11 protein-coding genes are annotated in these 12,298 nt (G+C 69.0%); 4 read left to right on the forward strand and 7 right to left on the reverse strand.

The window, feature by feature from the left end; genetic code table 11:
* Positions 1-2 precede the first annotated feature (2 nt).
* Positions 3-1,655 (forward strand): AMP-binding protein, encoded by a 1,653-nt coding sequence (locus tag MTBUT4_RS06540; protein WP_173978862.1) that lies wholly within the window; start codon positions 3-5, stop codon positions 1,653-1,655.
* A 4-nt stretch (positions 1,656-1,659) separates the two neighbouring features.
* On the opposite strand, the gene infA is transcribed toward MTBUT4_RS06540, so the two are convergent.
* The 7 genes from infA to MTBUT4_RS06575 form a co-directional block, all read right to left on the reverse strand.
* The gene (gene infA / locus MTBUT4_RS06545) at positions 1,660-1,935 is read right to left on the reverse strand and encodes a translation initiation factor IF-1 (RefSeq protein WP_173978863.1); all 276 of its coding nucleotides are present in this window, start codon (positions 1,933-1,935) and stop codon (positions 1,660-1,662) included.
* 194 nt (positions 1,936-2,129) lie between these two features.
* Positions 2,130-2,336: a cold-shock protein gene (locus MTBUT4_RS06550; protein WP_173978864.1), complete on the reverse strand. Its 207-nt coding sequence runs from the start codon at positions 2,334-2,336 to the stop codon at positions 2,130-2,132.
* Positions 2,337-2,501: 165 nt separating this feature from the next.
* Positions 2,502-5,327 (reverse strand): tetratricopeptide repeat protein, encoded by a 2,826-nt coding sequence (locus tag MTBUT4_RS06555; protein ID WP_173978865.1) that lies wholly within the window; start codon positions 5,325-5,327, stop codon positions 2,502-2,504.
* Entirely contained in the window at positions 5,324-6,682 is a 1,359-nt protein-coding gene (locus MTBUT4_RS06560) for an amidase (RefSeq protein WP_173978866.1), read from the reverse strand. The genes MTBUT4_RS06555 and MTBUT4_RS06560 overlap by 4 nt, the downstream gene beginning before the upstream one ends.
* Positions 6,683-6,701: 19 nt before the next feature.
* The gene (locus tag MTBUT4_RS06565; protein WP_173978867.1) at positions 6,702-7,889 is read right to left on the reverse strand and encodes an N-acetyl sugar amidotransferase; all 1,188 of its coding nucleotides are present in this window, start codon (positions 7,887-7,889) and stop codon (positions 6,702-6,704) included.
* 2 nt (positions 7,890-7,891) lie between these two features.
* The gene (locus tag MTBUT4_RS06570) at positions 7,892-8,449 is read right to left on the reverse strand and encodes a GNAT family N-acetyltransferase (RefSeq protein WP_173978868.1); all 558 of its coding nucleotides are present in this window, start codon (positions 8,447-8,449) and stop codon (positions 7,892-7,894) included.
* Positions 8,446-9,495: a hypothetical protein gene (locus MTBUT4_RS06575; protein ID WP_173978869.1), complete on the reverse strand. Its 1,050-nt coding sequence runs from the start codon at positions 9,493-9,495 to the stop codon at positions 8,446-8,448. Before MTBUT4_RS06575 ends, MTBUT4_RS06570 begins: the two co-directional genes overlap by 4 nt.
* 168 nt (positions 9,496-9,663) lie before the next feature.
* Between MTBUT4_RS06575 and MTBUT4_RS06580 the strand changes: the two genes are divergently transcribed.
* The 3 genes from MTBUT4_RS06580 to MTBUT4_RS06590 all read left to right on the forward strand — a co-directional run bounded on the left by MTBUT4_RS06580 (position 9,664) and on the right by MTBUT4_RS06590 (position 12,243).
* Positions 9,664-10,569, forward strand: a complete 906-nt coding sequence (locus MTBUT4_RS06580) for a hypothetical protein (RefSeq protein ID WP_173978870.1) — start codon at positions 9,664-9,666, stop codon at positions 10,567-10,569.
* An 80-nt stretch (positions 10,570-10,649) separates the two neighbouring features.
* A complete protein-coding gene (locus MTBUT4_RS06585) occupies positions 10,650-11,564 on the forward strand; it encodes a flagellin (RefSeq protein ID WP_173978871.1) in 915 nt (304 codons plus the stop codon).
* Between the two features lie 265 nt (positions 11,565-11,829).
* Positions 11,830-12,243, forward strand: coding sequence for a flagellar biosynthesis regulator FlaF (locus tag MTBUT4_RS06590; protein ID WP_173978872.1), 414 nt, complete (start codon positions 11,830-11,832; stop codon positions 12,241-12,243).
* Positions 12,244-12,298: the final 55 nt, after the last annotated feature.

The raw sequence follows: 12,298 nt of genomic DNA on the forward strand, positions 1-12,298 counted from the left end.
CCATGCTGAAAGCGGCGAAAAGCTACGAGGAAGCCTGCCGGACCTTCCGCTGGCGCATCCCCGAACGCTACAATCTGGCCTTCGACGTCTGCGACCGCCAGACCATGGGCGGCGCCGACGGCCACCGCACCGCGCTGATCGTCGAGAGCGCCGCCGGCACGGTGGAGCGCTACACCTTCCACGTCCTGCGCCTGCTGTCGAACCGCCTGGCCAACGTGCTGGCGGCGCGCGGCGTGCGGCCGGGCGACCGGGTGGTGGTGTCGTTCCCGCCCTCGGTGGAGGCGGCGGTGGCGCTGCTGGCGGTGCTCAAGATGGGGGCGGTGGCGGTGCCGGTGCCGCCCGGCCTGGGCGAGGAGCCGCTGTGCTGGCGCCTGGCGAATGCGGTGGCGCGGGCCGCCCTGGCCTCGCCCGACGCGGCGCGGCGGGTGCTGGCCGCCGGCGAGGTGGTGCCGGGGCCAGACCTGGTTCTGGCGCCGGGCGAGGCGCCGCCCGGCTGCGACGAGATGTGGGGCGCCATGCAGGCGGCCTCGGACGCCTTCTCGCCCGCTTTGTGCGCCGCCGAGGACCCGGCCTTCCTGTTCCACCCCAGTGCGGCCGGCGGACGGCCGCCGGGGGTGCTGCACGCCCATCGCGCCCTGCCCGGCTGCCTGCCGGCGGTGGAGTTCGCGCTGGATTTCTTCGCCCAGCCCGGCGACGTGTTCTGGACCTCGGCCGAGTGGATGAGCTACGAGGCCCTGCTGTGGGCGCTGCTGCCGGCCTGGCACCACGGGGTGCCGGTGGTCGCGGGTCCATTGGTGGCTGGGCCGTCGGACTCCGACCCGGCCCGGGCGCTGGCGCTGATGGCCCGGCACGGGGTGCGGGCGGCATGGCTGCCCGGGCACGACCTCGCCCGCCTGACCGCCGCCGCCGCCACCGCCCCCCATCCGCAATTGCGCGCCCTGGCCAGCGGACCGGTGCCCATCGACGACGATCTGCGGGACTCGGCGCGGCGCGCCTTCGGCACCGTTCCCAACACGGTGTGGGGCAGCGTCGAATGCGGCGCGGCGGCGGCCGGCAATGCCCAGGTGATGGAAGCCCGCGCCGGCTCGCCCGGGCGCGCCGCGCCGGGTGTGGTGGTGGAAGCCGCCGACCCGGAGACCGGCCGCGTCCTGCCGGCGGGTCAGCCGGGAATCCTGGCGCTGGCACCGAACACCCCCGGCGCCTGCCTGGGGCGCTGGAACGGCGCCGCCGGGCCGTGGCTACCCTCCGGCTGGGTGGACAGCGGCGTCACCGGCAGCCGCGACCTCGACGGCTATCTGTGGCCGGCGGCCGAGACGCTGGCGCCCGGCACCGTCCGCGTCGATGGCGCCCAGGTGGTGCTGGCAGAGGTGGAGGCCGCGCTCGCCACCCACCCGCTGGTCGCCGAAGCGGCGGTGACGGTGGTCGGTGGCCAGTTGAAGGCGTTCGTGGCGCCGCGGCCGGGGACCAGCGGCGACGCCGATTTCGCCCGCGCGCTGCAGAGCCTGGTGGCGACCCGGCGCGGGGCCGGCGAAGTGCCGAGACGGGTGGAATTCGTCGCGGCGCTGCCGCGCGGCGATAACGGGCTCGATCGCGAGGCGTTGAAAAGCCGCGCCGTCCGCCTCGACGCCCCCGACCCCGAGGACCGGATCCGGTAGGCGATTACCTGCGGCGCGGCGGCGGCCGGCGGGCCGGGCCGGGGCCGGTCGAAGCCCGCTCGTCCTTGTGGCGGAAATTGATGCGCGCCTTGGTCAGGTCGTAGGGGGTCATCTCGACGGTGACGCGGTCGCCGGCCAGGATGCGGATGCGGTTCTTCTTCATGCGCCCGGCGGCATAGGCCATCACCTCATGGCCGGTATCCAGCTGGACGCGGAAGCGCGCATCGGGCAGCACCTCGCTGACCACGCCGTCGAATTCGATCAGATCTTCCTTGGCCATGCGGCCCTCCGGGCTAGAGCCGATGGCATCGCCCCGGCGCACGGAATGCACCGGGCCGATGCCTGAATCGCACTCTAATTCTTTGACTTAGAGGCGGATTCAGCTGACGGATCGGATCGCCATGCGAGTCGATCCGTCAGCATCCGGCTCTGGAACCGGGCGGCGGGGCCGCCGCCCGGGATGCGATGCGGCGTCTACTCCGCCCGGAGGTTGACCGCCGACATCTTGCCGGTGCGGCCGCGCTCCAGTTCGAAGGACAGCTTCTGCCCCTCGGCCAGGTTGGACAGGCCGGCGCGCTCGACCGCCGAGACGTGCACGAACACGTCGGCCGAGCCGTCATCCGGCTTGATGAACCCGTAACCCTTGATGCTATTGAACCATTTCACGGTGCCAGTGGTCATGTGACCCTCCAATAAGGCAGGCGTAGCCCTCGCGCGACGTGCGCGAGCGCATCAAACTCAGAACTGGGGGGATGCCAAGTAATGCGCCATGACGACGCGACCGTGGGAAACGCCCAACGAATTCGATGGCAAACATATAGGACGTCAGGCGCTCCGGATCAAGGATTACGGGGCGGTAGGCGCGGAGGGCCAGCCTCCGGGGAAGACGCAAGCCAGCCAGGGATCGGCATCCTCGCGGCCGCCGGCCACGGCGTCGGCGACGGCGCGGCAGCGGGCGCCATCCAGCGGCGCGGCGGCCGGGACCGCCGCCGACGCTCCGGCCACATGACGGCGCTCCAGGCCCGAGGCGCGCACCGCGTGCCAGAAGGCGCGGTCGGCCACGTCGGACAACGCCGCCGGCAGCTTCGCCCACAGGCCGGCCAGTTCCAGCGCCGGGCCGCGCAGCAGGATGCATTCGGGCGGCGCGAATTCGTCGCCGTCCGCCTCGGGATCGGCGCTGCCGCCCGCCTCCAGCAGCAGCCGGCCGGTGGTGGCCACCGGCGTGCCGGCCTCGATCAGCCGGCCGAGATGGTCGGGCAGCAGGCGGGCGGCGGCGGGCGCGAACAGCAGCGCGTCGGCCCCCTGCTCCCGTGCCCGGGCGGCGCCTTCGGCCCAGTTGGGGGCGCTGATGGCCAGGCAGTCCGCCGATTGCAACGCAATGTCCTGGGCCAGGTGCGGCCCGATGGCGCCGGCCACCACCACAGCCGGGCGCCGCGGTGGCGCCAGGGGGGCCGTGTCCGGAACCTTCCGGTCCGCCCGCCCGTCCCACATCCGCCGGAGGGCGGCGTCGAAATGGCGGGCGAAGGCCGGACCGTCGCCCAGCGGCGAGGAGGCGACGCGGGCACGCAGGCCGGCGCGGATGGCCGCCAGCCCGTCGAGGTCTCCGGCCAGCGCAACGGCGCGGGCGACGAAGCCCTCGCCATCCTCGGCGATCCAGTCCGGCAGGCCGGCGGCGGTCAGGTGCCCGGCGGAATGGCGGCCGGCGAAGGAATTGCCGCGCAGGGTCACCACCGGCACCCCCATCCACAGCGCCTCGCAGGTGGTCAGCCCGCCGGCATAGGGCACCGGGTCGAGGGCGATATCGACGCGGTTGTAGGCCTCCAGCAGCTCGCCATGGGGGACGCCGCCTTCCAGCAGCAGCCGCGCGGGGTCGATGCCGTGGGCGGCGAAGTCGGCGCGGACCCGCTCGGCGATGCCGGCATCGTCGAGGCCGCGGGTCTTCAGCAGCAGCCTCGATCCGGGCACCGCCGCCAGCACCCGCGACCACAATGCCACGGTGGGCGGGGTCAGCTTGGCCAGGTTGTTGAAGCTGCCGAAGGTGACCGCCCCGTCCCTGGCGGCCGGAAGCGGACCCACGGCCGGCAGCGTATCGGGCGGCGCATAGGCGATATAGTCGTGGGGCAGGCGCATGACCCGCTCGACCAGGAAGCCGTCCTCGGCCTCGGGCATGTGGTTGGCATCGGCGATCACCCAGTCCATGGCGGCCAGGCCGGTGGTGCCGACATAGCCGGCCCAGCTGGCCTGCACCGGCGCCGGCTTGGCGGCGAAGACCGGCAGGCGGTTGTCGGCGGTGTGGCCGGCCAGATCGATCAGGATGTCGATGCCATCGGCGCGGATCTGCGCTTCCAGGCGGTCGTCGCTCCAGCCGAAACACTCGACCCAGCTTCCCGCCTGGGCCTTCAGTTCGGCGGTGATGGCATCGCCGCCGGCGCGGTCGTGATAGGCGACGATCTCGAAGGCGCCGCAATCGGCGTGACGGAACCACGCCAGGGTGAAGAAACCCACCGGATGGCTGGCGAAATCCGCCGACACCAGGCCGATCCGCAGGCGGCGGCCGCTGACCGCCGGAACCACGTGCGGTCGCGCCGATACGCTCATCACCGCGTCCCAGACGCGATGCAGCCGCCCCAGGCGCTCGGCGCCCAGCCCGGCGCCGTCGGGGCCGGTGACGAAATTCAGGGCATAGAGCAGGTTGCTGAACGGCTTGGCCCTGGCCGCCCCGCGCGACAGCAGCACCCCGGCGGCCAGGGCGACCAGAGCGGGGCCGAGGTCGCCGCGCAGCTGCAGGGCGGCCCCGAGGTTGCTGTACATCTCGGCGTGGTCGGGGGCCAGGGCGGCGGCGCGGCGGAAGCTGTCGGCCGCCGCCGCGATGCGGCCCAGCCGCGCCTGCGCCACCCCCAGATTGCCGGCCAAATCGGCGATGGCGGGATGGCGCCCGGACGCCCGCTGCAGCAGCTCGGCAGCCTCCGCGAAGCGGCCGCGGGTTATCAGGATCGACCCGATGTTGTTGTGCGCCTGGGGATCGTCGGGATCGAGGATGAGGGCGCGGCGGAACGACAGTTCCGCCTCTTCCGACTGGCCGTCCTGGAGCAGGGCGTTGCCCAGGTTGATGTGCACGGCGGCACTGGCCGGGTCGTAGAGCACGGCAGTGCGCAGAGCCTCGAGCGCCCGGGGCGTGTCGCCGGCCCGGCGCAGGGCCAGGCCGAGGGCGTTGTGGGCCTCGGCCGCCTGCGGCGCCAGCGCGACGGCGCGCCGCGCGGCGTCGATGGCCGCCGTCTGGTCGCCGGCCTCGGACAGGGCGGTGGACAGATTGACGAGGCCGCGCAGATGCCCTGGATTGAGGTCGACCGCCCGGCGGTGGGCGGCCACGGCGGCCCCGATGTGGCCAAGCCCGCGCTCGATCACCCCCAAATTGTTCCACGCCTCGGCATAACTGGAATCGGCGGCGACGGCGCGGGCGATCAGGTCGCGGGCCGCCGCCGCATCGCCCCGGCCGTGCAGGATCACCCCCTTGAGATGCAGGGCGCCGGGATGGTTGGCCATCACGCCCAGCACGGCATCGCACAGGCGCACCGTGTCGTCGAGATCGCCCGCCTGAAAGCGCTCCATGGCGAGGCGGAACGCCCCGTCCAGCTTGCCCAGCAATTCATCCACTTCGGGAGGCTGTGTCACGACCGCACCCGCGGGTTGGGGCCGGCGGGCAGGCAGCCACGGGCGACCAGATGATCGACCAGCCGGAACAGGCGATGGTCGTTGTAGCGGCGCGCCACCAGCTGGGCGCCGAAGGGCAGGCCGGTGGGGCCGGTGAAGGCCGGGGCGCTGACCACCGGCAGCCAGGTCATGGTCCACATCAGGGCCGGATCGCGGGTCTCGGTGACCTCGCGCGGCGGCGCCTCGCCGGCGGTGGACAGCGACACCATGGCGTCATAGCCGGCCAGCAGGGAGTCCATCTCGGCCGCCAGCCGGCTCTGCTCGGCCAGGCCGTCGCGGTAGGTCTGGTCGGGGATGCCCTGGCCGTAGGCGATGATCTCCTGCATGATCGGCGACAGCCGCTCGGTCGACTTGTATTCCTGCTGGAAATAATAGGCGAGGCAGCGGTGGTAGACCGCCTCGTGGATGTCGTGGCAGCGCTCCATGCCGGCCGGCAGGTCGATCTCGACCACCTCCACCTCGGCCTCGCGCGACAGCCTGGCCACCCACTCCTCCATGGCCGCGCGGGCGTAGCCGGGGGCCAGGTCCCAGGTATGGGTGCGGGCGAAGGCAACCTTCCACTTGCGCCCCTGGGGCACCGCCTGGCGGGCCGGGTCCTCCAGGGTTTCGTGCAACATGGGGTAGTCGCGGCCCGAGACCCGCACCGCGTCCAGCGCCAGACCCAGATCCTCGGCGTGGACCACGTAGAAGCCGATGCTGTCCAGGGTGTCGGTGGTCTTCAGCACGCCGGTGCGCGGAATCAGGCCGTAGGACGGCTTGCAGCCCCAGACGCCGCAGAAGCTGGCCGGCCGCACGATGGAGCCGGCGGTCTGGGTGCCCAGCGCCATGGGGGTGACCGCCAGCGCCGTCGCCACCGCCGAGCCGGTGGACGAGGTGCCGGGATTGCGCAGCACGTCGTGCGGATTGTAGGTGTCGGGCAGGTAGTGGACGGCGAATTCGGCGGTGGTGGTCTTGCCCGCCACCATAGCGCCGGCCCGCTTCAGGTTGTAGACGGCGCGGGCGTCGTTGCCCGGGGTGAAGCCGGCCCATAGCGGCGAGCCCATCTCGGTGGGATAGGCCACCGTGTTGAAAATGTCCTTGACCGCCACCGGCATCGCCTCCAGCGGCCGCACCGGCTTGCCGGCATCGAGGCGGTCCTTGGCCTCGCGCGCCTGGGCGCGCAAAACCTCGGGATCGAAGCCCGACCAGACGCGATAGGTGTCGCCGGCCGTCCGGGTCCGCTCGATCACCGCCTCGGCGATGTCCAGGGGAGCGAGGGCGCCGCGGCGCAGACCTTGCGTCAGCGCGCGCATGCTGGAATCGAAGAAGTCGGTCATGCGGGGACTCGGCACCGGCCTACTCCTTGCCGTCGCGGTAGCGTTCGAGCAGCCGCTGCATGTAGGGGCGCAACGGTTCCTCGTGCGGGCGGTTCTTCTGCCGCACCGGCACCTCGACGTCCTTCAACTGGGCCAGGCGGTGGCCCTTCATGATGTCGAGCACCTCGGCCTCGGTGTAGCCGGTGATCTCGCAGTAATAATCCATGATCGCCGGCCGTTCGGAATCGGTCTGGCGGGCCAGCTCGAACCCTTCCTCGCGGGTCAGCAGGCCGTTCCTCACGTCCATGGTGGCGTGGAAGGTGCCGCGCCCGTAGCCGCGCTTGAGGTAGCAGGTGAAGTCGTGCATGCCGGGCATCACGCACTCGGCCGACTTGTAGCACTTGTAGGTGCCTTCCATGGTGGTCTCGCGCCAGCCGTACTCGTCGCGCAGGAACTCGGTCTGGCGCTCGTCGTCCCAGAACATGTAGTCGCCGAGATAGATGCCCTTGATGCCGGCCGCCTCGCATTCCTCGGCCGAGGGCGGCTCGTACAGGACCAGGTCCTTCATGGTGATGCCGTCGCCCACCATCTCGGGCACCCGGCTCTTGGCCGAGATGCGGGTGAAGGTCTCGCGGTCGAAGGCCTGGGGGCCGTCGTCATAGGTGGCGCGGCCCGAGGATTCGGCCAGCGATTCGCCCCAGATCAGCAGCGGAATGCGGAACTTGGTGGCGATGTGCAGCGGGAACGAGCCGACCCCGGCATGGCAGTGCCAGCAGGTGTCGCCGATCTTGACCAGCGACTTGCGGGCCAACCGGTTCACCAGCTTGCGCGCCGGGGTGAACATGATGTGATCGACGCCGAAGGCTTCCAGGCAGAGCTGAAGATTGTACCAGCCCGTCTCGCTGTACCAGTTGTGGCTGTGGGTGACCGCCAGCGGCTTCATGCCGTAGACCTGGGTCAGCACGTGCATCTGGAACATGCTGTCCTTGCCGCCGCTGATCGGGATGATGCAGTCGTAGCCGTCACCGGCCTCGGCCTTGGCCTGTTCCATGATGCGGGCCAGCGCCCGCTCGCGCGCCGCCCAGTCGATGTGCATCTTGATCTCGGTCGAGCGGCACGAGCGGCAGATGCCCATGTCGTCGAAATCCACCCCCTCCTGGGTCTCCGGCATGCAGCAGCGCACGCAGTGCTTCAGGTGGGGAAACATGGGCCGACCGGTCTCGGTCATCGCTAACGGCTCCGGTTGAGGAATTCGTCCTTGAGGATGCCCCAGCATTCCAGGTCGGCATAGGCGCCGTCCACCAGAAGTGCCTGGCGGCGGGTGCCTTCGTGGGTCCAGCCCAGGCTGCGCATGGCGGCGTTGAAGGCGGGGTGGGGCGATTCGGCGGACAGCCGGCGCAGGCCCATGCTGGCGAAGGCGTGCCGGGTGGCCAGGGCGATGGCGTCCTTGCCGTAGCCCTTGCCGCGGGTGGCGGCCGTTCCGATCAAAATGGACAGTACCGCGCTGCCGTGCGGCCACTGGATGCGCTGCAGGCTGATGTTGCCGACATGCTGGGCGGTGTCGGTGACGCAGATGGCGAGGTGCAGGTCACCGGCCCGGCGCGCCGCCTCGGGGTAGGCGCGGGCCTCCTCGATGCCGGTGGGGAAGGCCTTGCGGGCGCTGTAGCGTAGCGTCTCGGGGTCGTTCAGCCAGGACAGATAGGTGTCGTTCACGTCCTCGGGGCGCGGAACCCGCAGGTAGACGCGCTCGCCCACGACGAAGGCCAGGGGATCGCCGCCGGGGGTCATGCCTTGACGGAGAACAGCGAGGCCGGATTGAATTGCAGCATGCCGGCCTTCCTGCCGCCCCTCAGCGCGCTCAGCAGCTCGGAATAGCCGGTCTGCTGCGCCGACAGGGCCATGGTGGCCAGGGCCTTCTGGCGCCCGGCCTCATCCTCGATCTTCTGCTGGGCGTCGGCGCTCTCGACGTTGACCGCCGTCTGTTGGTCGTAGAAGGCATTCAGCACGGTGTCGATGCGGGCCTGGTGGTAGCGCACCACGTCGGCACTGGAGGAATAGCGCCCGAACTCGTTCTTCAACTGGCCGCGCACGGCTTCCAGGTCGGCCAGCGCCCGGGTGCGCCCGGCTTCGGTGGACAAGGATTCGTAATACCAGGCATCCATCACCGGCAGGCCCGACGACACGATGGTGCCGGTGACCGTCTCGGGGCTGGCGGTGCCGGCACCGTAGATGAACGTCACCTCGCTGCCGGTGTTGCTGACGTATTGCAAGCCGTCGGCAAGGTTGCCCGACTGGCCCGACGGGGTGTCGGGGTAGTCGTCCCAACGCTTGATGGTGTCCATGCCGCGATCGACCACCCAGCTCCGCCCGGTGGTATCGTCGATGCGGTATTCGTTGCCGATAAAGCTGCCCTCGACGGTCGCCTCGGCGCCGTGGATGTTGGTCGGATAGGTCAGCGTGGCCCCCTCGCGCAGGCCGGTGAGGTTCGGAACCAGGCCGCTCGCGGTGGCTGTGTTGTGCAGGCTGCGCAGATAGGAATTGAAGGTGACCGCATAGGCGGAGGGGTTGTCGCTGCCGCCGGCGTTGTTGATGGTGCGGACCATGGCGTCGAGCATGTTGAGCATGCCCTGGACGCGCGACTCGATGGCGCCAAGGGTGTCGGCAGCCGCAGAAATCTTGGATTTGAACTTGTTCCACGCATCGGTCTGGGAGCGGATGTCGTGAAGCTTGGCATTGGTGGTATCGACCACCGCCTGCTTCTTGGTTTTCGCCTGGTTCAGAATCCCGACGGTGACGTAGCTGGTGACCTTGCTGACGGAAATCGGGTTCGACATCGCGGCTGCTCCCATTCTGGGGCCGAAGATTCGCTGGCTGGTCATTATACTAAACCATTTCCTAACCGAAGGTGAACCGGAAACGGCACCCTTTGACGAGCTCGCCCCTGTTCAGCCCCCCTTGCCTGGGATACAGTGTCGGCTCGGTCGATCCGGACTCGGCGGGCCATGGCGGAAGAAACCACACGGCAAAGCGATTTCCTGCGCAAATACTACGAAGTGTCGTGGCATTTCCGCTGGCAATGGATGAAGGCCTTCATGGCGTCGGGCCGCCGCCATCCGCTTGAGGTGGTCAAGGCGTTTTCCGGCCACGAGCGCCGCAACACCCTCTATTTCGACGATGGTTACAGAACCTATCTATGGAAGCCGCGCTACCCCGAGGCGCCCGGACAGGAGCTGCTGCCAACCGGCACGCCGGCCTTCCGCGACAGCTCGCTGCGCGGCCATGCCCTGACCATTCCCTTCCATGCCGGCACCGTCTATTCCGATTTCATCGTCGATTACATGGCGACCAACGGCCCCTTCGACCTGGTGGCCGAACTGGGATGCGGCTATGGCCGCAACCTGTTCGAGATCGCCTATGCCGGCCTTGCCGCTCCGCTTCGGCTGGTCGGCGGCGAGTTCACCGCCACGGGATGCGAGGCCACGGCGGCCATTGCCGCCCTCGACCCGGCGCTGGACATGACGGTGCTGCGCTTCGACCATACCCGCCCCGACCTGTCGCAGGTGGCGCCGGGACAGCGGGTCCTGGTCTTTACCTGCCATTCCATCGAACAGGTGGCCGCCATCGATTCCGGCTGGATCGACGCGGTGACGGCCCTGGGCGAACAGGTGACGGTCATTCACCTCGAGCCGTTCGGCTTCCAGTTCGACCCCGACCTGGGACCGGTCACCCGCGCCCATGCCCACGGCTGCCGCGAAAAGGAATGGAATCTGAACCTGGCCCAGGTGCTCAAGCGCGAGCAGGCGCGGGGCCGCATCCGGCTGTCGTACCTGGCGGCCGAGATATTTCTGCCGCTTGACGCCTATAATCCGACGTCGGTGGCCATATGGCACGCCGATAAACGAACTTGAAAGGTTTTCCGGCGTAAAGTAAGCTCATATTGATCGGCTCAGAACGAGCCGGATCGCGATCCCAGAACAGGAGAATTCCCATGGGTGAAGTCACTCTCTCAACAGCAGTCCGCAGCAACCTGCTCTCGCTGCAGAATACCGCCGACCTCGTCGCCCGCACCCAGAACCGCCTGTCCACCAACCAGAAGGTGTCCAGCCCGGTCGATGACGCGGTGAAGTACTTCCAGGGCAAGGCCCTGTCCGACCGCGCCGGCGACTTGTCGTCGCGCAAGTCCGGCATCGAGCAAGGCATCAGCTCGCTGAAGACCGCGACCGAGGCCCTCGGCACCGTCGAAAAGCTGCTGAACCAGATGAAGGGTGTGCTCGAGAACGCCCGTTCCGGTAACGACACGCAGCGCGTCGAGTACAACAAGCAGTTCGGCGAACTGGCGAACCAGATCCAGCGTCTGGTCACCGACTCGTCCTACGGCGGTCTCAACCTGCTGAACTCGTCGTCTTCGACCCTGAGCGTCCGCTTCTCCGACAAGTCGGATTCCAAGCTCGAAGTCACCGGCTACAATCTGAATTCCTCGGGCCTGTTCATCAACACCTCGAACACCGCCCTGGGCCTGACCAGCGCCTCGGTGGTGAGCTTGGCTGTGTCGGCCTTCGGTTTCACCCAGAACCTGTCCGAGTTCCAGGTGACCAACGCGTCCCAGCAGGCGTGCTTGAACTCCAACATCGACACCGCCCTGAAGTATCTCGACTCCACCATCTCGGACGTCCGCGCGAAGGCCGCCACGCTGGGTAACAACGTGGCCATCCTGCAGACCCGTTCGGACTTCACCACCTCCTACGTGAACCTGCTGAACGAAGGCGCGGGCAAGCTGACCCTGGCCGATCTGAACGAGGAAGGTGCGAACCTTCTGGCCCTTCAGACCCGTCAGCAGCTGGGCATTCAGGCCCTGTCGTTCGCCGGTCAGTCGGAGCAGGGCGTCCTGGGCCTCTTCCGCTAATCGTAAACGACGTCATGTTTCCGGAGCCCGGGGGCTTGCCCCCGGGCTTTTTTTGGTTCGGGGCCGCATCCGTGGCGGACGCCTTACCCCGATCCCAAGTGGCCGGAGGCGAATAACCAATTGTTCAGATTCTTCCTGCACGATCAAGTTGGTGCAGCCCTCGTTTGCGCACCGCCGCGTCTGTACGGATCGTGCGCCGATGCGCCGAGCCCGATGCGATCGCCCGTGATACGAAAGGTGCCTGATCATGCCCATGAAGGAACTGTTGAAGAACTACGCCCAGGCGCCCGAGCGCCAGGATGCCCGGATGATCGAGGCGTGGGGGCTCACTCAGGCGGCCCTGCAAATGAAGACCGCCGTCGAGGGCGGCGAGTTCGACGCCGTCGTCGCTTCGTTGCGGCTGAACTGGCGCCTGTGGACTATTTTTCAGGCCGAGCTGCTGGCGCCCGACTGCCCGCTGCCGGCGGACCTTCGCAACAACGTGCTGTCGCTGGCCGCCTTCGTCGACAAGCGGACCATGGATATCCTGGCCAATCCCGACCTCGCCGCGATTCAGGTCCTGATCAACATCAACCGTGAGCTGGCGATGGGTCTTTACGAATCCGTCGACAATCTGCCGCAGCGCCCGGAAGAAGCCGTTCCTGCCCCCGAGGGCGGAACGCTCGGCATTTCCATCTGATCCGGCCGGCCCGGCGACATTCAGAAGGACGTCGTAGTTTCAGAAAGGAACCCGC

Source organism: Magnetospirillum sp. UT-4, assembly GCF_902729435.1.
GTDB lineage: Bacteria > Pseudomonadota > Alphaproteobacteria > Rhodospirillales > Magnetospirillaceae > Magnetospirillum.

What these genes read in the sequence shown, in the direction of transcription:
- MTBUT4_RS06575 (WP_173978869.1), bottom strand. Translation starts at nt 9,495, where the DNA reads ATGTCGAACCCGATTTCCGTCAGCAAGGTCACCAGCTACGTCACCGTC.
- MTBUT4_RS06585 (WP_173978871.1), top strand. Translation starts at nt 10,650, where the DNA reads ATGGGTGAAGTCACTCTCTCAACAGCAGTCCGCAGCAACCTGCTCTCG.
- MTBUT4_RS06560 (WP_173978866.1), bottom strand. Translation starts at nt 6,682, where the DNA reads ATGACCGACTTCTTCGATTCCAGCATGCGCGCGCTGACGCAAGGTCTG.
- MTBUT4_RS06570 (WP_173978868.1), bottom strand. Translation starts at nt 8,449, where the DNA reads ATGACCCCCGGCGGCGATCCCCTGGCCTTCGTCGTGGGCGAGCGCGTC.
- MTBUT4_RS06580 (WP_173978870.1), top strand. Translation starts at nt 9,664, where the DNA reads ATGGCGGAAGAAACCACACGGCAAAGCGATTTCCTGCGCAAATACTAC.
- infA (WP_173978863.1), bottom strand. Translation starts at nt 1,935, where the DNA reads ATGGCCAAGGAAGATCTGATCGAATTCGACGGCGTGGTCAGCGAGGTG.
- MTBUT4_RS06540 (WP_173978862.1), top strand. Translation starts at nt 3, where the DNA reads ATGCTGAAAGCGGCGAAAAGCTACGAGGAAGCCTGCCGGACCTTCCGC.
- MTBUT4_RS06565 (WP_173978867.1), bottom strand. Translation starts at nt 7,889, where the DNA reads ATGACCGAGACCGGTCGGCCCATGTTTCCCCACCTGAAGCACTGCGTG.
- MTBUT4_RS06550 (WP_173978864.1), bottom strand. Translation starts at nt 2,336, where the DNA reads ATGACCACTGGCACCGTGAAATGGTTCAATAGCATCAAGGGTTACGGG.